This is a genomic window from Bartonella chomelii, assembly GCF_014138465.1.
GTDB lineage: Bacteria > Pseudomonadota > Alphaproteobacteria > Rhizobiales > Rhizobiaceae > Bartonella > Bartonella schoenbuchensis.
This window is the reverse complement of sequence record NZ_JACJIR010000001.1, coordinates 239,163-259,514: the sequence shown is the minus strand read 5'-3', so window position 1 is coordinate 259,514 and position 20,352 is coordinate 239,163. Positions and strand designations below refer to the sequence as shown.

The 20,352-nt window shown below is 36.2% G+C and carries 20 protein-coding genes; 13 read left to right on the top strand and 7 right to left on the bottom strand.

Annotation, left to right across the window (positions count from 1 at the left end; translation table 11 throughout):
- Positions 1–5: 5 nt before the first annotated feature.
- Both GGR10_RS01125 and GGR10_RS01120 read right to left on the bottom strand, forming a co-directional pair.
- The gene (locus GGR10_RS01125) at positions 6–428 is read right to left on the bottom strand and encodes an HIT family protein (protein WP_182479533.1); all 423 of its coding nucleotides are present in this window, start codon (positions 426–428) and stop codon (positions 6–8) included.
- Between the two features lie 145 nt (positions 429–573).
- Positions 574–1,035, bottom strand: coding sequence for a RidA family protein (locus tag GGR10_RS01120; protein ID WP_182479532.1), 462 nt, complete (start codon positions 1,033–1,035; stop codon positions 574–576).
- Positions 1,036–1,183: 148 nt separating this feature from the next.
- Between GGR10_RS01120 and GGR10_RS01115 the strand changes: the two genes are divergently transcribed.
- The 13 genes from GGR10_RS01115 to lpxB all read left to right on the top strand — a co-directional run bounded on the left by GGR10_RS01115 (position 1,184) and on the right by lpxB (position 15,366).
- Entirely contained in the window at positions 1,184–2,008 is an 825-nt protein-coding gene (locus GGR10_RS01115) for a cell envelope integrity EipB family protein (RefSeq protein ID WP_182479742.1), read from the top strand.
- A gap of 165 nt (positions 2,009–2,173) precedes the next feature.
- Positions 2,174–2,950, top strand: coding sequence for a 30S ribosomal protein S2 (gene rpsB / locus GGR10_RS01110; protein WP_182479531.1), 777 nt, complete (start codon positions 2,174–2,176; stop codon positions 2,948–2,950).
- Between the two features lie 106 nt (positions 2,951–3,056).
- Positions 3,057–3,980 (top strand): translation elongation factor Ts, encoded by a 924-nt coding sequence (gene tsf, locus GGR10_RS01105; RefSeq protein WP_182479530.1) that lies wholly within the window; start codon positions 3,057–3,059, stop codon positions 3,978–3,980.
- A gap of 147 nt (positions 3,981–4,127) precedes the next feature.
- Positions 4,128–4,847, top strand: coding sequence for a UMP kinase (gene pyrH, locus GGR10_RS01100; protein WP_182479529.1), 720 nt, complete (start codon positions 4,128–4,130; stop codon positions 4,845–4,847).
- A gap of 36 nt (positions 4,848–4,883) precedes the next feature.
- Positions 4,884–5,444, top strand: a complete 561-nt coding sequence (gene frr, locus GGR10_RS01095) for a ribosome recycling factor (RefSeq protein ID WP_182479528.1) — start codon at positions 4,884–4,886, stop codon at positions 5,442–5,444.
- A gap of 830 nt (positions 5,445–6,274) precedes the next feature.
- Complete coding sequence (locus GGR10_RS01090) at positions 6,275–7,090, top strand: phosphatidate cytidylyltransferase (protein WP_182479527.1); 816 nt, start codon at positions 6,275–6,277, stop codon at positions 7,088–7,090.
- A 16-nt stretch (positions 7,091–7,106) separates the two neighbouring features.
- The gene (rseP, locus tag GGR10_RS01085) at positions 7,107–8,258 is read left to right on the top strand and encodes an RIP metalloprotease RseP (protein WP_182479526.1); all 1,152 of its coding nucleotides are present in this window, start codon (positions 7,107–7,109) and stop codon (positions 8,256–8,258) included.
- Positions 8,259–8,486: 228 nt separating this feature from the next.
- Positions 8,487–10,883 carry an outer membrane protein assembly factor BamA gene (bamA, locus tag GGR10_RS01080; protein WP_182479525.1) on the top strand — a complete coding sequence of 799 codons (2,397 nt, stop codon included), beginning with the start codon at positions 8,487–8,489 and terminating at the stop codon, positions 10,881–10,883.
- Positions 10,884–10,951: 68 nt separating this feature from the next.
- Positions 10,952–11,998: a UDP-3-O-(3-hydroxymyristoyl)glucosamine N-acyltransferase gene (lpxD, locus tag GGR10_RS01075; protein ID WP_182479524.1), complete on the top strand. Its 1,047-nt coding sequence runs from the start codon at positions 10,952–10,954 to the stop codon at positions 11,996–11,998.
- A gap of 1 nt (position 11,999) precedes the next feature.
- Complete coding sequence (fabZ, locus tag GGR10_RS01070; protein ID WP_182479523.1) at positions 12,000–12,479, top strand: 3-hydroxyacyl-ACP dehydratase FabZ; 480 nt, start codon at positions 12,000–12,002, stop codon at positions 12,477–12,479.
- A 10-nt stretch (positions 12,480–12,489) separates the two neighbouring features.
- Positions 12,490–13,314, top strand: a complete 825-nt coding sequence (lpxA, locus tag GGR10_RS01065) for an acyl-ACP--UDP-N-acetylglucosamine O-acyltransferase (protein WP_182479522.1) — start codon at positions 12,490–12,492, stop codon at positions 13,312–13,314.
- A 2-nt stretch (positions 13,315–13,316) separates the two neighbouring features.
- The gene (locus tag GGR10_RS01060) at positions 13,317–14,189 is read left to right on the top strand and encodes an LpxI family protein (protein ID WP_182479521.1); all 873 of its coding nucleotides are present in this window, start codon (positions 13,317–13,319) and stop codon (positions 14,187–14,189) included.
- Positions 14,182–15,366: a lipid-A-disaccharide synthase gene (lpxB, locus tag GGR10_RS01055; RefSeq protein ID WP_182479741.1), complete on the top strand. Its 1,185-nt coding sequence runs from the start codon at positions 14,182–14,184 to the stop codon at positions 15,364–15,366. Before GGR10_RS01060 ends, lpxB begins: the two co-directional genes overlap by 8 nt.
- A gap of 18 nt (positions 15,367–15,384) precedes the next feature.
- Here the strand turns inward: lpxB and GGR10_RS01050 are convergent, their stop codons facing one another.
- The 5 genes from GGR10_RS01050 to gltA form a co-directional block, all read right to left on the bottom strand.
- Positions 15,385–16,164, bottom strand: coding sequence for an amino acid ABC transporter ATP-binding protein (locus GGR10_RS01050; RefSeq protein WP_182479520.1), 780 nt, complete (start codon positions 16,162–16,164; stop codon positions 15,385–15,387).
- An 81-nt stretch (positions 16,165–16,245) separates the two neighbouring features.
- The gene (locus GGR10_RS01045; protein ID WP_182479519.1) at positions 16,246–16,953 is read right to left on the bottom strand and encodes an ABC transporter permease; all 708 of its coding nucleotides are present in this window, start codon (positions 16,951–16,953) and stop codon (positions 16,246–16,248) included.
- Between the two features lie 4 nt (positions 16,954–16,957).
- A complete protein-coding gene (locus GGR10_RS01040; RefSeq protein ID WP_010703653.1) occupies positions 16,958–17,671 on the bottom strand; it encodes an ABC transporter permease in 714 nt (237 codons plus the stop codon).
- 71 nt (positions 17,672–17,742) lie between these two features.
- Positions 17,743–18,495, bottom strand: a complete 753-nt coding sequence (locus GGR10_RS01035; protein ID WP_182479518.1) for a transporter substrate-binding domain-containing protein — start codon at positions 18,493–18,495, stop codon at positions 17,743–17,745.
- Positions 18,496–18,910: 415 nt separating this feature from the next.
- Positions 18,911–20,200, bottom strand: coding sequence for a citrate synthase (gene gltA, locus GGR10_RS01030; RefSeq protein WP_078689664.1), 1,290 nt, complete (start codon positions 20,198–20,200; stop codon positions 18,911–18,913).
- Positions 20,201–20,352 lie beyond the last annotated feature (152 nt).

Below are 20,352 nucleotides of genomic sequence, written 5' to 3'. Positions count from 1 at the left end.
CATTTTTAAAGAACTGATCGGATTTTTTGTGCATGTTCTTTGAGTATTTCTGTAGGCGTTATGACATTATTATGGGGTTTAAGTTCTACTCCTTCCATCCGTGGTATAATATGGAAATGAAGATGGTAAACGGTTTGTTGACTAGCTGCTTCATTAAATTGCATGACTGTTACACCATCCGCTTGAAAAGCTTTTTTAACAGCATTAGCAATTTTTTGAACAACTTTAATGACGGGAAACAATATTTCCGTATCTGCATCTAATAAATTTCTACAGCTTTTTCGGGGAATAACCAGTGTATGGCCTGGAGCTTGGGGCATGATGTCCATAAATGCAATAACATCATTATCTTCATAGACACGAACGGAAGGAATTTCGTTACGAATCAATTTAGCAAAAATATTGTTATCGTCATATACTTGTTTCATAAAGCATTTTCTTTCAGTATTTATCTAGAAATAGAATTCATTCACACTGTTTTTTAAAGACTAAAAAATGTAAACTCTTTGAGAATATAAACTCAAGGCAATTTATAATATTCTATTTTGTGCAAATGTTGAATTTATGAAAGAGTTAGATTTCTATAATAGCTTCTACTTCTACAGGAACGCCCATAGGTAGAGCACAGACCCCGACAGCAGAACGAGCATGTTTACCTGCATCACCAAGAATATTAACAAATAGATCGGAAGCTCCATTAGCAACAAGAGGTATATCGGTAAAATTAGGATCTGCTGCAACAAAGACGGTAATTTTTATTATGCGTTTTATTTTACTTAAATCACCAAGGGTTAATTTTATTTGTGCAAAGATATTAAGAGCACATACTTCTGCGGACTTTTTTGCTTGTTCAGCACTGACAGTTGCGCCAACTTTTCCAATTGCTACTGGTTTTCCACAAGACAGTGGTAGCTGGCCAGAAATGAAAAGTTGATTACCAATTTGTGATGTTGTTATGTAATTTGCAATGGGTTGTATTGCTTCAGGAATAACAATACCAAATTTTTTTAAACGACTTTCAATTGAGTTGGTCATATTTTAACTTCCATATTTTCTATGATATAGTGATATAATGTGTCTCATAAACTATTTTCTAGCTTAAAGAAATGTATTGAAGTGATTTAAGGGGAGGTTTTTCGTTTTTTATATGATTGTGTGCAGAATAAAAAATTGGAAGTCAAAAATAATCAAGCCATTATTTATGATAGGTTTATACAATATTCTCCTATGTTCCGCAGGAGCTGAAAAACCTATTTTTTTGGTACCTCATCGAGCTATTTACGATTTTCAACTTGAAAGTGTTTCTCATGAAATGTCAATCCTAGGAGTTTCTGGGCGGATGGTTTATGAACTTACAGGTTCAGCATGTCATGGTTATACTACAAGGTCTCGCTTTGTGAACCGTATTTATATGAAAGATGCACCGATACGTTTAACGGATCAACAAATAACGAGTTATGAAACAGCTAATAGTCATGAATTTCATTTTAATGTTCAAAATAAGATTGGAGAAGACGTTTCAGATAATGTCGAAGGGGTGGCTGAGCGCACTAAAGATGGAATTATAGTTAAATTAAAAAAGCCAAAAGAGGATATCTATAAACTTACAACAGCTGAATTTCCAATTATGCAATTGAAAACTATTATTCAGCAGGCAAAAGCAGCTCGTCATTTTTATCACACAGCTGTATTTGATGGAACAGATGGTGCAAATGAAGTGATAAAAGAAAGCATAGTTATTGGAGACAAAAAGAAGCTAACATCTGATTCTGAAACAAAAAAATTGGGAAAATTAAGTGAGGAAAGCCATTGGCCTGTTACAATTTCTTATTTTGATGATAAAAAAAATAAAGATGGTTTGCCTCTTTATCGTACCAACTTTCTTTTATATGAAAACGGTATTATGCGAGACTTACTCATCGATTATGGGGATTTTTCAATACGCGCAAAATTGAAAAATTTTGAACTACTCGATCTTGGAAAGAATTCTGATACTTGCAATCATTAAATAAATGATATGCAGAAAATGACTTGAAAAAAAATCAAATATTAGTATGATATTTTTATTCCACACGCGAAATTCGGGTGCTTATAGAAAAAAAACTATCAAGTGTCCACCGGTAGTAAGTCTTTTTACTTTTTTCGCGGAGGTTAAACCGGAAAGGATAAAATTGTGGCATTACCAGACTTTACTATGCGCCAGCTTTTAGAAGCAGGTGTACACTTTGGTCACCAGACACAGCGCTGGAATCCAAAAATGGCTCCCTATATTTATGGTCAGCGTAATAATATTCATATTATTGATCTTGCTCAGACAGTTCCTCTTTTGTATCAAGCGCTTAAGCTTGTTTCAGATACGGTTGCGCAGGGGGGGCGTGTTCTATTTGTTGGTACTAAACGACAGGCGTCTGATATTATTGCTGATGCAGCTAGTCGATCGGCTCAATATTACGTTAACGCGCGTTGGCTCGGCGGTATGTTGACAAATTGGAAAACAATTTCTAATTCAATACACCGTTTGCGTAAACTTGATAAAATTCTAACTGCTGAAGCGCAGGGCTTTACTAAAAAAGAACGGTTAAATCTTGAACGTGATCGTGAGAAATTGAATCGTGCACTAGGCGGTATTAAGGATATGGGGTCTGTTCCAGATCTTATGTTTATTATTGATACAAATAAGGAAAATATTGCCATTCAAGAAGCAAAGCGTTTGGGTGTTCCTGTAATTGCTATTGTTGATACAAATTGTGATCCTGATGGTATTGATTATCCAATTCCAGGTAATGATGACGCTTCGCGTGCGATTTCTCTTTACTGTGATCTTGTTGCACGTGCTGCTCTTGATGGTATTGCTCGTCAACAAGGTGCAATGAATATTGATGTAGGAGCTCAGGCTGATGTACCTGTGGAGCCTGCTTTGGAAGATGCGGTTTCGGTTGTGGAATCATGATTTAAAAACGCCTGTTGAGGCATTTATTTTCTAAAGGAAAGGTTATGAGCGTGCAGAGGGGTTTCGTCTATGCGCGCTTTTGCCATTATAGGATAAAGAGGCTAATATGAGCATTACTGCTTTACAAGTAAAAGAACTTCGCGAATTATCAGGGGCTGGTATGATGGATTGCAAAACAGCTCTGGCGGAAACTAATGGTGATATGGAAGCTGCGGTTGATTGGCTTCGTAAAAAGGGGATAGCCAAAGCGGATAAAAAAGCTGGGCGTACAGCGGCTGAAGGGTTAATTGGTGCAGTATCGAAGGGTTTAAGTGCTGTTTTGGTTGAAGTAAATTCTGAGACAGATTTTGTTGCGCGCAATGACGCTTTTCAGGAAATTGTGCGTAATGTAGCAGTTGCTGCTTTGGATACACAGGGTAGCGTTGAATCTGTGTCTGCATCTATTTATCCAGGCTCTGAAAAAACTATAGATGCAACAATTAAAGATGCAATTGGCACAATTGGTGAGAATATGGCGTTGCGTCGTTCAGCTAAATTGTCTGTTAAAAATGGTGTTGTTGCTACTTATATTCATAATAGTGTGGCTGATGGTCTTGGAAAACTTGGTGTTATCGTTGCTATTGAAACTTCTGGAGATAAAGATGCTGCTGTTGCTTTTGGTCGTCAGGTTGCGATGCATATTGCTGCAACCAATCCATTAGCGTTAACTGCAAAGGACGTTGATGCTAGTGCTGTTGAGCGTGAAAAAGCGATTTTTTCAGATCAAGCACGTCAATCTGGAAAGCCTGAAAATATTATCGAAAAAATGGTAGAAGGGCGTATGCGTAAATTTTACGAAGAGGTTGTTTTGCTTTCTCAAGCCTTTGTTATGAATCCTGATGTTACTGTTGAGGCTGCTTTGAAGGATGCTGAAAAAACAATTGGGGCACCAGCAACGATCACTGGTTTTATTCGTTTTGCATTAGGTGATGGTGTGGAAAAAGAAGAAACTGATTTTGCTGCGGAAGTTGCAGCTGCAGCAAAGAGCTAGTTGTTTTTGTAAAATTGTTGGGCAGAAGCCTAAAATTTATATCATTAATATGAAAAAATATACCTAATTTAAAGGGCATCACGTGACAAGGTGGTGCCCTTAGTGTATCGAAAGTAGAAAATAAATGTGCTCTTTAGGAGATCATAGATGACGTTAGCTCTTCGATATAAACGTATTCTATTAAAAGTGTCTGGTGAAGCACTTATGGGGGGGCAAAGTTTTGGAATTGATGTTTCAGTTGCAGATCGTATTGCTTCCGATATTGCTGAAGTGCGGGCAATGGGTGTGGAAGTCGCTATTGTTATAGGTGGTGGCAATATTTTTCGTGGGGTTGCTGTTGCTTCACGGGGTGGGGATCGTGTAACTGGCGATCATATGGGAATGCTTGCCACAGCTATTAATTCTTTAGCGTTACGAACATCATTAACGAAATTGGGGATTGAAGCGGTTGTACTGTCTGCGATTGCGATGCCGCAAATTTGTGAAAGTTTTTCGCAGCGTAAAGCAATAAGTTATATGAATCAGGGGAAAGTTGTTATTTTTGCTGGTGGTACAGGTAATCCATTTTTTACGACTGATTCTGCTGCTACTTTGCGTGCGGCAGAAATTGGAGCGGATGTCTTATTGAAAGGAACGCAAGTGGATGGCATTTATTCTGCTGATCCAAAGATAGATCCTACGGCTAAGCGTTTTGATCAATTAACACATGTTGAGATTTTAAAATGGGGATTATCTGTTATGGATACGACAGCGGTAACTTTAGCGCGTGAAAATAATGTGCCGATTATTGTTTTTTCTATTCATGAAAAAGGTGGTTTGATTAAGGTGTTGAATGGAACGGGTCGATTTACAATAGTGTCGGAATAAAATAATTTTCAGGGCGTAATTAAAGGAGACAGAAATATGAATGTTACATCGATGATGGATGATCTGAAGCGTCGCATGGATGGCGCAGTTTCAGCTTTTAAACACGAATTGAGTGGTTTGCGAACTGGGCGGGCTTCAGCCAGTTTATTAGAGCCATTAACAGTTGAGGCTTACGGTTCTACTGTACCTATACAACAGGTTGCCAATATTTCTGTTCCGGAGCCGCGTATGCTTTCAGTTTCTGTATGGGATAAAACAATGGTAGGGGCTGTTGAGCGCGCTATTCGCGATTCTGGCCTTGGTTTCAATCCCATTACAGATGGTATGAATTTGCGTATTCCTATACCTGAATTAAATGAAGAACGCCGTAAGGAACTCGTAAAAATTGCACATCAATATGCAGAACAAGCTCGTGTTGCCGCTCGTCATGTTCGTCGTGATGGTATGGATAATTTGAAAAAATTAGAAAAGGAAGGTGAAATTAGCCAAGATGAATCCCGTAATTTATCTGAAAAAGTTCAAAAACTTACAGATGAAACCATTACAGATATCGATAAGATTTTGAGTGTGAAAGAAGCAGATATTATGCAAGTTTAATTTATTTTGTTAAAAAATAATGTCATATCTGCATTATATCGTCATTGTTATGAATGGAAAAGAATTGATAGGCACGTATAACAATTAACTTTGATAACAAAACATCAAAAATAGACGTTCTTTATTTATTGTATTGTATTGTATGCTCTGCAAGAAGGATAGGTCTGAAATGGTTGATAGTTTTTGTATTTTTATATGAAAATTAAATAAGGCCATCTGTTACTAACTAAATTCTCGATAAAATTATTAAAAATTTTTATTAAGTGTGTCTTATTGATCTGCATAATAGGGAATGTTCGTACTTATATTATGGGTAATCGATTAAGTTTTTCATAAGGTGTTTTAGCAGTGCTTGTGAGTACAGAGTATATAGCGCAATATTAAATGTCTAAATCTTATCGTTACTTTTAAACGGGGAGTACAATAAAATAAGTTAAACACGCTGTTATCTCGTCCAGATTAGTTTCTGATGTTTTTTTGATCTCCTGAGTACATTACAGATGGTTTGGCAGAAAAAAGATCTGGATATGAAACAGATGTTGGGCCTTGATTTAATTATTTGCAAAAGTAGTGAATAACAATTTTCTAATTTTTCGTGTCAGGCAGTATGTTTCTGAATTGTATTTTTGTTTGATTTTGATGAACAAACTTTTAAGGCGACTGTAACTTAAGATTATTAGTTTAATGGGCACTACTTAATATGCTGAAATAATTTGTGATTAGTGTCGGTAAAACTTTAAAAAATATGAATATATACATATCGCATGGGTAGAAAATTTTCTCATGTTGATTTTTGTTTTATACCCTTTTTGAATTATGTGGAGATCGTTTTGTCTAATCTTGTTTCTCGTATTCTGACAGCTTTTGTTTTTGGCACTATTGCTTTGTGCTTGACATGGTTTGGAGGGGTTTTATTTTTTTTATTTGTGTGGGGAATTGGAGGCTTCATCCTTTATGAATGGGTTAATATTACTAAAGAAAAATGGAGCACTTTACAAAAAATATTAGCCGGGATTTTTTATCTGGTTTTTGGTTTGTTTTTAATTTTAAGTGCACCTGCTGTATTGATCTTTGGTGTTTTAATAGTTTTAGCAGCACTGTTAAGTATTGGATCTCTTGAGAATATTGGTTGGGTTTTTTGTGGTTTTTTGTATGCATCTGTTCCTGTGGTGGCTCTATCCTTTTTACGAGGTCATGAAGTATTAGGATTTTGGGTGGTTATTTTTTTATTTGTGGTCGTATGGGGAACAGATATTGTTGCGTATTTTGGAGGTCGTGCATTTCGTGGTCCCAAATTAGCGTCGCGGTTTTCGCCTAATAAAACATGGTCAGGAGCGGTTAGTGGTACACTTGCCGGAATTTTGGGTGGTATATTAGTTGCTTTTTGGGCCTTTGATAAAAGCCTAGTAAATTTTTTTATGCCATTACTTGCTTTAGTTTTGTCAATTATTTCACAAATAAGCGATTTAGGGCAATCATGGCTGAAAAGGCGATTTTCTGTTAAAGACTCTAGTTCTTTATTGCCTGGACATGGCGGATTTATGGATCGTATGGATGGTTTAGTTGGTGCCGCTTTTCTTCTATATATTATTGGTTCATTTATGTCTGGTATGAACACACCTTTTAACTTCTTTTATATGATTTAAATTGGGGGAGGGTATTTTGGAATTTTTTCATCATATATTTAGTGTAGGTGATTTGTTTTTAAGGGGGCTAGGTATTGTTTTCGTTATTATGGTTATCATTTTTGTACATGAAATGGGACATTATCTTATTGGGCGATGGTGCGGTATTAGGGTATCAGTTTTTTCGCTTGGGTTTGGGCCACAAATATTCAATTATACAGACAAACATGGTACACAGTGGCGTTTAGCACTTATTCTCTTGGGAGGATATGTGAAATTTGTAGGGGATAAAGATGGAACAAGTATGCTGTCATCACAATCGTTTCCCCAAGTGTGTGGTTCATTTGCGAGTGCTCATGCTTGGAAAAGAGCAGCAACTGTTTTTGCAGGTCCCTTATTTAATATTTTTTTTAGTATTGTTGTTTTAACATTTTTTTTCTTTTCTTATGGACGCGTCGCCATTGAACCTGTTGTTGGCTCATTGGTGGAAAATGCTCCTGCTATTCAAGCAGGTTTGGTATTAGGTGATCGTTTTGTTGAAATGGATGGCAGGCGAGTTGAAAGTTTTGAAGATTTAATAACTTATGTGACTTTTCATAGTGAAGATCCCATAGAGTTTAAACTAGAACGTATGGGGCAAGTGTTTAAGGCAGTTATTACACCAACAATGACTGAAAGGGATGATGGATTTGGCAATCGGGTTCGGGTAGGCATGATCGGTGTGGGAGCACCTGTTGATCCAGTTAATCCTATGCGTTTGGATCAAGCTTATAAGAAACATATTCACTATAATCTTTTAGAAGCAGTAAGAGAGGCGTCAAAACGCACAGCGTTTATCATTACTCAAACAGTTTTTTTTGTTAGTCGTTTAATGGAGGGGCAAGGAGATCGTTGTCAGTTAAGTGGCCCTTCTAAAACTGTTAAGATTGCTTGGCAGATTAGTGAGTCAGGATTTATCTCTCTTTTAAATTTTACAGCTTTTCTTTCAATTGGCATTGGTTTGATTAACCTTTTTCCAATTCCTCCGCTTGATGGTGGGCATTTATTATTTTATGTCATTGAGGCTGTTGCTGGAAGACGAGTGCCAATTAAAATTCAGGAAATCATTTTCTACATAGGTTTCTTTGTTGTGTTCATATTTATGATTTTTGCACTATTTAATGATTATTTTTGTTGGTTTGGTTATTAAATTATGGAAAATGCTTTATAAATTAGATAATGGTAAAAGAAATGGAGATTAAAAGCTGTTTACCATATCCATAGATTTACTATATCTGCAAAATATTATGGCGTTGTTTATGCTATAGTCAGTAAAAATAAGTGGATAGAACATGAGAGTCTCGTTGAATAAAAAGTTATTTTATACATATTTTTTGAGACGTCATGTTTAAAGAAAAAGATTAAGGTAAAAAAACTAATGACTACGAATTCGAAACTTCTTAACGCAGCATCTATGTTGGTGTTAGCTATGGTTGTAGTTGCTCCAACGGTAGCCGTTACGTCAATTTCGATGGTTGAAAAAGCACAGGCGTCTGTCGTTCATTCTATTGAGGTTCATGGTAATAAATTTGTGGATGCTCAAATAATTCGGGATAACATACAAATTGTAATTGGAAAAAGTTTAGCGAGTGACGATATTGATGCTGCAGTGAAACGTCTTTTTGCATTAGGTTTATTTTATGATATTAAAATAAACCAAGTGGGTAATAAGCTGATTGTTGCAGTTAAAGAATATGAAGTAGTTAATCAGGTATTGTTTCAAGGTAATAAAACACTCAAAGATCCTGATCTTAAACGTTTTATTTCTTTGAAACCAAATGAAACTTTTAGTTCTGCTAAGCTTTCAGCTGATATAAGGATAATTCGTGAGGCTTATAGCACTGTTGGTCGAAAGAATGTTGCAGTCACAGCTCAGACTATTGATTTAGGGAAAGGGCGTGTGAATGTAGTTTTCAACGTTGTTGAAGGTCAGAAGACGAAAATTGCCGATATTACATTTGAAGGAAATAATACATTTCCAACACGCCGTTTGCGCGATGTCATTTCAACAAGACCTTCAGGAATATTCTCATTATTGCTGAGAGGTGATGTTTATAATGAGGAGCGTTTAGCCGCAGATGAAGAGGCATTGCGTCGTTTTTATTATAATCGTGGTTATGCAGATTTTCGGATTGTTTCATCTAAAGTAGTTTTTGATGAAAAGAGTAATAGTTACAAAATTAATTTCATTCTTGATGAAGGGGAACGCTATAAAATTGGCGATGTTCAAGTTGAAAGTGATATTGAGGGGATTAATACCCAATTTATAAAAGAAGCACTTAAAACCCGTCCAGGTATTATTTATAACGCGGCGTATATTGAGAAATCTGTTGCAATTATTAATAATAAAGTTGCTGATTCTGGGTATGCGTTTGCTAAGGTTGATCCACGAGGAAATCGTGATTTTGCAAATCGTACAATTTCGATTGTCTATAATATTGAACAAGGTCCTCGGGTTTATGTTCAGCGGATTGAAATACGTGGTAATGAAAAAACTCGAGATTATGTTATTCGTCGTGAAATTGATTTAAATGAGGGGGATGCTTATAATCAAACGTTAGTACAACGAGCAAAACGTCGACTAGAAAATTTAGGTTTTTTCAAAGCGGTTAATATTTCGATGGTTCCAACTGATGAATCTGATCAGGTTGTATTGGTTGTAGATGTCGTAGAGGTTCCAACAGGAGATCTTTCTTTTTCAGGTGGTTATACAACAGGGGGTAATACTCCAGGTATGTCTCTTGAGGTTTCTGTTACCGAGCGCAACCTTGGTGGACGTGGTCAATATGTTCGATTGAGTTTAGGTGCTGGACAAGAGAAGTCTCGTAATTATAATCTGTCGTTTGTTGAGCCTCATTTCTTAGGTTATCGTTTGTCTGCTGGTGTTGATATTTTCCGTAGTACTTATCGTGCTGATAATGCATATGATGTACGACAAACAGGGGGATCGCTCCGGTTTGGTGTATCAATTTTTGAGCAATTATCTGCTAATGTAGGTTATTCTTATGTGCAAGAAGAATATGATTTTGGTAAAGGTTATGATTTAACTAATGATGATGTCGTAGCAGAATTATATGGCAAATATTCTGGTGCAATTGTTCAGGCTGCAAAGCATAGCCCTTGGAAGCGTTCGTCCATTGTTTATGGTTTAACTTATAGTTCTATTGATGATATGAATAATCCGCATGATGGTTTATACATTCGGGCTATGCAGGAATATGCAGGGCTAGGTGGAAATGCTCAATTCTTAAAAACAACTGGTAAAGCAATGATGTACAAGACACTTTCTGATGAGATGGATCTTGTCAGTCTGCTTTCTGTTGGTAGTGGTTATATTCATCCGATAGGTAAAGATGGTGTCCGTATCTTTGATATGTTTAAAAGTGATACTGATATGATCAGAGGGTTCAAATATAACGGAATTGGTCCTCGTCAGGTTTCTAATAGTGGTGAAGCATATTTCTTAGGTGGTAAAACATATATGAATGCAACTGCTGAATTACAGTTTCCTATACCTGTTGTACCTGAAAGTTTAGGCTTCCGTGGTGCTATATTTGCAGATGCTGCAACGCTCTATGGCCATAACTATAAACCTGTTCTTGAAAATGAAATGCCGGTTACAGATACAGGGAGTGCGTGGCGTACATCTGCGGGTGTTAGTTTGATGTGGGAATCCCCGTTTGGTCCTCTTCGTATTAATTATGCTTGGCCAATAACTCAGAAGAAAGGTGATCAAGTGCAGAAATTTGAGTTTGGTATTTCTACTAAGTTCTAATTTGAATTTTCTCTGGGAGGAGGGGAAATTTCATTAAGAAATAAATAGGCTAGGAAAGAGTGTTTGTAATGGCGGGTGCATTTTTTTTTACGCCCTCTCGGCGGTTGACAGTCGCTGATGTTGCAGAGCTGACGGGTGCAAAACTTCTTAATCTAGAGTTTTCTAATACAGTTATAAATACTCTTTCTTCTATTGAAAGTGCTGAGGAAGGTTCTCTTGTTTTTATAGAGAATCAAAAATTTTCTGATGCTTTATTAGGAAGTTCTGCAGTTGCTGTTTTTTGTAAAAATGATATCGCTCTTAAAATTCCTAAATCTATTGCAATTTTAGTGACGTCAACACCGCAACGTGATTTTGCTCAGATTGGACGTATTTTATTTCCTGATTCTGTTAAGCCAATACCTTGGCTTGGTAAAAAAGAAATTTCACCACATGCATATATTCATCCAAGCGCTAAACTTGAACACGATGTGTGTGTTGAAGCTGGGGCTGTTATTGGTAAAAATGTTGAAATTGGTTCGGGTACACTTGTTTCATCAACTGCTGTTATTGGAGAAAATTGCCGTATTGGACGTGAATGTTATATTGCTCCTAAGGTTACAGTTCAGTACTCTTTAATAGGTGATAGGGTTTATCTTTATCCTGGTGTTTGTGTTGGGCAGGATGGTTTTGGCTATGTTAATGGTGTTGCTGGAATTGGAAAAATTCCACATCTTGGTCGTGTGATCATTCAAGATGATGTAGAAATTGGTGCAAATACAACGATTGATCGCGGAACACTTGAAGATACAATTATTGGTGAGGGAAGCAAAGTCGATAATCTAGTACAAATTGCTCATAATGTAAAAATTGGTCGTTATTGCCTTATTGCTGCTCAATGTGGGATTGCTGGAAGTACATCTATAGGCGATATGTCTCGGCTTGGTGGAAGTGTTGGAGTTGCAGATCATATCGCGATAGGTGAATGTGTTCAAATTGCTGCTGGCAGTGGCGTCATGAATGATATTCCAGATGGTGAAAAATGGGGTGGTATTCCAGCACGACCATTTAAACAGTGGTTTCGTGAAGTGGCGGCACTGCGTAGTATTGGTAAAGTCAAAAGGGAGAAACGTTGATATGATCAACACAGGAGAGATCAAAAGTCTAGAAACTGTGGATATTGATAAATTACTGTCAATATTACCGCATCGTTATCCGTTTTTATTGATTGATCGTATCATTGAAATTGATGGCGATCAAAAAGCTATTGGTATTAAAAATGTGACAATTAATGAACCCTATTTTATGGGGCATTTTCCTGAAAAACCAGTTATGCCTGGTGTTTTAATTTTAGAAGCTATGGCGCAAACAGCAGGAGCTATTTCACTTTTAAAATTAGATGAAAAAAAAACAGGCTTAGTTTACCTTATGACTGTTGATAATGCAAAATTTCGTAAACCAGTTGTACCTGGTGATCAATTAAAGCTTCATGTTCAACTGTTAAAAAAGCGATCCGGTGTTAGACGTTTTTCATGTGTTGCAGAAGTAGATGGTATTCGCGTTTCTGAAGCAGAAGTTTCTGCAATGATTGTCGAATCAGAGCAAACAATGAAATAGGGGTTTAAAAATGTCTGGTACAAAAATTCATCCGACTGCCTTTGTAGAGGAGGGAGCACAGCTTGGTGAGCATGTGTCAATTGGACCATTTTGTCATATTGGTCCCAAAGCTGTTATTGGCGATGGATGCAATTTGATGAGTCACGTTGTAATAATGGGAAAGACAACGTTGGGTGCTAATAGTAAAGTGTTTCCACATGCAATTTTAGGTGGAGATCCACAAAATAATAAACATAAAGGTGGTGATACAACGCTTTCTATTGGTAGAAATTGCACAATTCGTGAAGGTGTAACAATGCATAGGGGGTCTGATTCAAGTATAGGTACCACGATTGTTGGTAATGATTGTCAATTTTTTGCTTATGCACACGTTGCACATGATTGCCATGTAGGAAATTGTGTAACATTTGCAAATAATGCGATGATCGGTGGTCACGTTACAGTTGGCGATTATGTTATTATCGGTGGTGGTTCTGGTGTTCATCAGTTTGTTCGTATTGGGCATCATGCATTTGTTGGCGGTGTATCTGCATTGGTTGGTGATCTAATTCCCTATGGGATGGCTGTTGGTGTACAGGCAAAATTTGCGGGATTAAATATTGTCGGTATGAAACGCGCCGGTTTTAAACGTAAAGAAATTCATACATTACGTCATGCAGTTAATATGCTTTTTGATCATTATAAACCACTTAAAGAACGCGTGAATGATGTTTTTTCTTCTTATTCTACATTTCAATCTGTAATTGATATAGTTAATTTTATTCAAGAAGGAGGAAAACGCTTTTATTGTACACCTCGATTTGAAAGTGATACAATGAGCTCAAATAAGAGTTAAAAATGTCTTTTTCCGGTACCAGCAGTTTTCTTTCTGGCAGAGTTGCCATCATAGCGGGGAATGGTATTTTACCCGTTACTGTTGCTCGGGCACTTGAAGAAACAGGACAAAAGCCTTTTCTTGTACTTTTGCGTGGTGAAGCAGATGCTGCATTATATAATTATGAACATTGCGAGCTATCGATTGGAGAGTTAGCGCGGTTGTTTAAGACTTTAAAAAAAGCTGCGATTTGCAATGTTATTTTGGCAGGTGGTGTAAAAAAGCGGCCGAATCTTTTACAATTACGACCTGATTGGACAACTTTATTGGCTTTACCTAAGTTGTTTAAGGCATTAGGGAGTGGGGATGATTCATTATTGAAAGCTTGTATACACGTTATTGAAGCGCATGGCTTTCAAGTTATTGGTGCTCATGAAGTGCTACCAGATCTATTAGCTCCGATAGAATTTAATTTAACATCGCGTCGCGCTACTCAAAAGGAAAATGTGGATATTCAATTAGCGGCTAAGGCAACAAAACTTTTAGGTCAATTAGATGTTGGACAAGCAGCTGTAGCTATTAATGGCCGAATTGTTGCATTAGAGGGTGCAGAAGGAACCGATGGTATGTTGCGGCGGGTCCATGAAATGCGAGAAAAAAAGCAAATTCCGTTAAAAGGTGGTGTTCTTGTCAAGTCGGCAAAGCCACAACAAGATCATCGGGTTGATTTGCCATCAATTGGGCCTACAACAGTAATTAATGTTGCAAAAAGTGGATTAGCTGGCATTGCAGTAGAGGTAAATAGAAGTTTGATATTGTCTTTAAGAGAAACAATAGAGGAAGCTAACAAGCATTCGTTGTTTATAGAAACATTTGAAAAGTTTGATGATGAATGATCGTTCTTTTAAAATTGCTATTATTGCAGGCGAAGAATCTGGTGATTTACTCGGAGCAGATTTGATTTCTTCTTTATCTTATAAGACAGGGCGTGATATTCATTTAATTGGTGTTGGGGGCAGGCATTTAAAAGCACTAGGCTTAAAAAGTGTTTTTAATTCTGATGATCTCGCTTTAATAGGTTTGGGGGCGGTATTAAAAAAAATGCCATTATTATTGGCACATATTCATAATTTATCCAAATTTATTGCACGGGAAAAACCTGATTGTTTAATTATTATTGATAGCCCTGATTTTACCCATCGTGTTGCAAAAAAGGTGCGCATTTTAGCGCCTTCTATTCCTATTATTAAATATGTTGCACCAACTGTTTGGGCATGGCGACCGGAACGTGCAAAAGCTATACGCAAATTTGTTGATCATATTTTAGCTGTTTTTCCTTTTGAAAAAAATATTATGAGGGATTTAGAAGGGCCACCTACTACCTATGTTGGGCATCGTCTTTTAACTTACCCACCGCTCTTGACTGTTCAATCAGAAAAAAAACGTTTGCCTTTTAAACAGGCATCACTACCTACAATGATTGTTTTGCCGGGATCACGCAGTTCGGAAATTCGTTGTTTAATGCCTATTTTTGGAAGAACAGTGGAGATTATTAAACAACGCATCCCTAATTTAAAGATTGTTGTATTGACTTTACCACGTTTGATGGATGAAGTTCGTTTTTTAACGCAAGCTTGGAAAAACGAAGTTGAGATTGTTGCTGGTGAAGATGCGAAATGGCGTGCTTTTATGGATGCTAATGTTGCTCTTGCAGCACTTGGGACGGTATCCCTTGAATTAGCTTTAGCAAGAATTCCAATGGTACTTTGTTATAAACTTGATTATTTGTCTAAATTATTCATTTTTCCAAAGATAACATTATGGAGCGCTGCTCTTCCAAATATTATTGCTGATAAACCTGTTGTTCCAGAATATTTCAATGAATTTTTGCGACCTGGTATGTTAGCAAGACAGATAGAGCAACTTTTGTATAATCGTTTATTACGACAAGCGCAGTTAGATGCTTTTGATATGATAGAAGAAAAAATGAAAACCGAGTTGCCATCAGGAGTTATCGCAGCTCAAGTGATCACAAACTTTCTCAAGAAAAAATCGGGGCATTTAGAAGTGTAGATAAAATAGTGCTAATAATTAATGTTTAATTTTAGCAAGAAATTCACGAGCACGTTGGCTTTTAGGGTTAGTAAAAAATATATTAGATGCTGTATCTTCAATAATTTTCCCGTTTTCTAAAAAAAGTATTCTTTCTGAAACTTCACGGGCAAAATTCATTTCATGAGTAACACAGAGCATCGTTATCCCTGTATTTGCTAGTTGAGCCATAACCTCTAAAACTTCTCCCACACTTTCTGGATCAAGCGCTGATGTTGGCTCATCGAAGAGCATCACTTTAGGTTCCATACAAAGTGCACGAGCAATAGCAACGCGTTGCTGTTGTCCGCCAGATAGTTGTAAAGGATATTTGTCACAATGTTTTTCAATACCAACGTGTGTAAGGTAACGAATTGCTCGTTCTTTTGCTTGTTTTTTAGAAAGCCCTTGAACTGTCATAGGTGCTAAAATACAATTTTGTATAACAGTCATATGAGGAAACAAGTTAAAGTTCTGAAAGACCATTCCTATTGTACGTAGGACAGCTTTTTGTTGTTGTATGGGAGCAGTATGAATATCAACATCATGAATGCGAATTGAGCCTTCTTGTGCTTTTTCCAATTGATTAATACAACGGATTAAAGTTGATTTTCCTGATCCAGAAGGGCCACAAATAACAATACGTTCACCAGTTTCTACATGCAGATTGATATCATGTAATACCTGAAAGGTTCCATACCATTTATTTAAATGTTGAATAGAAATAATTGGATCTTTAGCGGTATTTACAGGTTTATTCTTTTTATTTTCCAGATTCATTTTATTGGGTTCTCTTATTGATGCATTACTCAATTCATTTAGCATCTTAGGTTAGGTGAAAAATTTTGTGCCATGTTTCATTTAACGTAAATGTCGGGTTAGACGGCGTTCGATAAGAACGATAAAACCATGAATAAGCTCAACGATAAAAAGATAAATAATAGCAACCCAAACATAAACTTGGAAATCAAATGTGCGTGCATAAATTAGTTTAGCAATACCCATTAGATCATAAATAGTTACTAATGAAGCTATAGCGCTGGATTTAATTATTAAAATAAACTCATTTCCTAAGGGGCGTAATGCTAGAATCATTGCTTGAGGAATGAGAATTCTAAAAAATGTTGTAAAATTACTCAGCCCTAAAGCTTTTGATGCTTCATGTTGCCCAGTTGCTACAGATTGAAAACTTCCTATAAAGATTTTAGCCTGATATGCAGCTGAATTGAGCGCAAAAATGAAAAGACAACAATACCATGCGCTTTGAAAAAACCACCATAAACCGATTTTTTGCCAAAAGTCGCTCATCGATCCAAGGCCATAATAAAAAAGGAATAATTGCGCCAATAAAGGAGAACCACGGAAAAAATAGGTATAAGCACGTGATAAATACTGTAAGGGCTTATTGCTTGATAGATGTGCAAGCGTAATAAGTATCCCAAGAAAAAAGCCAATAAAGCAAGAAATAAAAGTTAGCTCAAGAGTAATAATAAGGCCATCAATGAATCTTGGGCCGTAATGGCTTAGGAATTCAGTATTTAAAGGAAAATGGAGCCACTCAGGAAACATCAGATTAGACCTTTTGATAGGCTGTTTGAGTGTATGTTTCTAAATAACGTAGGATTGTAGAAGAAACTGCTGAAAATAATAAATAGAGTAAACACGCTACAAAATAAAAAAACATGGGTTTATTGGTTGCAGCAACTGCTAAATTAGTTTGTCGCATTAGATCGACCAGTGAGATAGTTGAAACAAGAGATGTATCTTTGAGCAAAGTAAGCCAAGTGTTGGAAAGCCCTGGTAAGGCATTGCGAGTGAGCTGAGGAAAAACAATCCGAAAAAATGTAGTAAAACACGAAAAACCTAAAGCTTTAGCTGCTTCATATTGACCTTTATCAAAAATTTTGAATGCTCCAAGCCAAACTTCACAAGAAAAAGCTGCAAAAACCATACTCAGTGCAAGAACACCAGCGGTAAAAGCGTTAATGCTAAATGTTGTTTCAATATAAAAATAGTTAAATATAGCTTGGATCAGATTTTGTAAACCGTGGTAAACAAGAAATAAGGTTAAAAGTTCTGGTAATCCACGAAATACTGATGAAAATAGAGTAGCTATAACTTTAAATATCTTGATATTAGATTGAATCATCACTGCATTTAGGAGACCTAAAGGAAGTCCTAAAAGTACACTACATAAAGCTAATGACAGTGTTATTCCTGCACTAGAAAGTATAACCACACCCCACCCCCCATTGCTAAGTGATAGCAATGCCAAATTTTCGATCATTTCTGTGCTCCTAATAAAGGTATGGATAATTATTTTCTGGAAGTATAAATAGTGGATTCAATGTCCATTTTTTAATAAATATCAACCTCAAAATATTTTTTTCTAATTTTATCATATGTTCCATCCATACGGATTTCCTTTATAGCTTCATTAAACTTGTTTTTAAGGTCATCATTGTTTTGACGTATGCCAATAGCAATGGGCAGTTGTGTTTCTTCAATGCTTCCCAAAAGTCGGCAACATTCTTTCCCTTCATTTTCAAGCCAGCTTAATATTTGTAGTTTATCAAGAATAACAACATCAAGGCGATGACTTAAAAGGTCACGATTTACTTCTATTGCTGTAGGATAGAGTTTAATATTCACTCCTTTAGAGGCATAATTATCTTCTGCATACATAGATTGTGTCGTATTTGATTGTACACCAAGATTTTTGCCTTTAAATGCTTCCGCTGAAATTTCTTTAATCTGTGAATCTTTAGGAATAATTACAGCTAATGCTGTTCTATAGTAAGCATCTGTGAAGTCAATTTTTTGTAATCGCTCTTGTGTAGGAGCGAGGGATGCAATGATAGCATCATATTTTTTTGCAAGAAGACCGGGGATGATTCCATCAAAATCTTGAAGAATGATTGAGCATTCAACATTCATTTTTTCGCAAAGTGCATAAGATATATCAATATCAAACCCCTGAAGTTTATTATTTGAATCAATATAACTAAAAGGGGGATAAGAACCTTCAGTTGCAATTTTCAATGTTTTAGCATTCACCAATTGGGTAAATAGCGTTACACTTACCATAAGAATTATTGATAATAATTTCATTATGTTCTCCTGTTGAATGCATAGCAAGATGTCAAATCATCACATATTTTTATAATCTGTAAACTCTATTGAGAGCAATGCAAAAATTTATTGGTATTTGCTTTGTTACGAGTATAAAATATTTATCATGAGAGTTTTTATTTTCTCTGTTAAATATCAGTGTGTTAAAATACATATTATAATAAATCTACAGTGGTATAAATTGTTGATCTGAAATAGTTAAAATCTGTTATTTTATGACGTAGAGCGAGTATGATTTCAACAATGGTATTATACTTTTGCAAAAAGATTTTTAATTAAAGTTCGGTAGCTATTTCGGCCTTAATGTTGTTTGAGCAATTATAAAATCTTTAATATTCAAAAATAAAGCCTCAGTAAATTGAGGCTTTATTGGTTAGTTTTTTATTGTTTAAGTTTATCTCTCATTTAAAGAAACATATTTACGTGCAGCACGACCTGTATAAAGTTGGCGCGGGCGTCCAATTTTTTGCGCTGGATCTTCAATCATTTCTTTCCATTGTGCAACCCAACCAACACTACGTGCCAATGCAAAAAGAACAGTAAACATTTCAGTAGGAAAGCCTAGAGCTTTTAATGTAATTCCAGAATAGAAATCAACATTAGGATAAAGCTTTTTTTCAATAAAGTATTCATCACTTAAGGCAATTTTTTCAAGCTCCATAGCAATGTCAAGAAGTGGATCATCTTTAATATTTAGTTCTTTTAAAACTTCATGGCAGGTTTTTTGCATAAGTTTTGCACGTGGATCGTAATTTTTATAAACTCTGTGGCCAAAACCCATAAGACGGAAAGGATCATTTTTATCTTTTGCACGTGCGATAAATTCAGGAATTTTTTCAATAGAACCTATTTCTTGCAGCATTTTTAAGCATGCTTCATTAGCACCACCATGGGCTGGCCCCCAAAGGCACGCAACACCTGCTGCAATACACGCAAACGGGTTTGCTCCTGATGAACCTGCCAGACGTACGGTTGATGTGGATGCGTTTTGTTCATGATCTGCATGCAAAGTGAAGATTCGGTCCATAGCTCGCGCAAGAACTGGATTAACTTTGTATTCTTCACAAGGAACAGAAAAGCACATGTGAAGGAAATTTGCAGCATAACCAAGGTCGTTACGTGGATAAACAAAAGGTTGTCCAATGCTGTATTTATAAGCCATAGCAGCAAGAGTTGGAACTTTTGCAATAAGACGAATAGAAGCGATCATTCTTTGTTTTGCATCTGTAATATCAATGGAGTCATGATAAAAAGCAGACATGGCTCCAAGACAAGCAACCATAACTGCCATAGGGTGAGAATCACGACGGAATCCATGGAAAAAACGTGAAAATTGTTCGTGCACCATTGTATGGTGCATAATCCGGCGATCAAAATCATCTTTTTCTTGTTTAGTTGGCAATTCACCGTAAAGTAAAAGATAACATACTTCGAGGAAGTCTCCATTTTCAGCTAATTGGTCGATAGAGTAACCGTGGTAAAGTAATACTCCTTCATCGCCATCAATATAAGTAATTTTTGATTCACAAGAAGCGGTTGAGGTAAACCCAGGATCATAAGTAAAACTATCAGTTTCTTTATAAAGAGAAGTAATTTCAATTACATCAGGCCCAATGGTTCCTTTATGCACTGGCAGTTCTATTTTTTTATCATTTACGATAATATATGCTTTATTCTCAGACATTAAATATTCCTTTCAGATCCTTCATCTCTGAAGTTGAGACGCCGCTTTGTCGGATAAGGAGGTATATAGTTAAAGATTTTCCTACTTATATTAAGAATAGATTTACTCTAAAAGTTAGTTTATGCAATCTAAAAATATTTTTATTTTCAGTT

Excerpts from the sequence above, each read along its gene's own strand:
- lpxA (WP_182479522.1), top strand. The coding sequence starts at position 12,490 with ATGTCTGGTACAAAAATTCATCCGACTGCCTTTGTAGAGGAGGGAGCA.
- frr (WP_182479528.1), top strand. The coding sequence starts at position 4,884 with ATGAATGTTACATCGATGATGGATGATCTGAAGCGTCGCATGGATGGC.
- GGR10_RS01040 (WP_010703653.1), bottom strand. The coding sequence starts at position 17,671 with ATGATCGAAAATTTGGCATTGCTATCACTTAGCAATGGGGGGTGGGGT.
- gltA (WP_078689664.1), bottom strand. The coding sequence starts at position 20,200 with ATGTCTGAGAATAAAGCATATATTATCGTAAATGATAAAAAAATAGAA.
- lpxD (WP_182479524.1), top strand. The coding sequence starts at position 10,952 with ATGGCGGGTGCATTTTTTTTTACGCCCTCTCGGCGGTTGACAGTCGCT.
- GGR10_RS01045 (WP_182479519.1), bottom strand. The coding sequence starts at position 16,953 with ATGTTTCCTGAGTGGCTCCATTTTCCTTTAAATACTGAATTCCTAAGC.
- fabZ (WP_182479523.1), top strand. The coding sequence starts at position 12,000 with ATGATCAACACAGGAGAGATCAAAAGTCTAGAAACTGTGGATATTGAT.
- pyrH (WP_182479529.1), top strand. The coding sequence starts at position 4,128 with ATGACGTTAGCTCTTCGATATAAACGTATTCTATTAAAAGTGTCTGGT.
- bamA (WP_182479525.1), top strand. The coding sequence starts at position 8,487 with ATGACTACGAATTCGAAACTTCTTAACGCAGCATCTATGTTGGTGTTA.
- GGR10_RS01035 (WP_182479518.1), bottom strand. The coding sequence starts at position 18,495 with ATGAAATTATTATCAATAATTCTTATGGTAAGTGTAACGCTATTTACC.
- tsf (WP_182479530.1), top strand. The coding sequence starts at position 3,057 with ATGAGCATTACTGCTTTACAAGTAAAAGAACTTCGCGAATTATCAGGG.
- GGR10_RS01050 (WP_182479520.1), bottom strand. The coding sequence starts at position 16,164 with ATGAATCTGGAAAATAAAAAGAATAAACCTGTAAATACCGCTAAAGAT.
- GGR10_RS01125 (WP_182479533.1), bottom strand. The coding sequence starts at position 428 with ATGAAACAAGTATATGACGATAACAATATTTTTGCTAAATTGATTCGT.
- GGR10_RS01120 (WP_182479532.1), bottom strand. The coding sequence starts at position 1,035 with ATGACCAACTCAATTGAAAGTCGTTTAAAAAAATTTGGTATTGTTATT.
- lpxB (WP_182479741.1), top strand. The coding sequence starts at position 14,182 with ATGAATGATCGTTCTTTTAAAATTGCTATTATTGCAGGCGAAGAATCT.
- GGR10_RS01060 (WP_182479521.1), top strand. The coding sequence starts at position 13,317 with ATGTCTTTTTCCGGTACCAGCAGTTTTCTTTCTGGCAGAGTTGCCATC.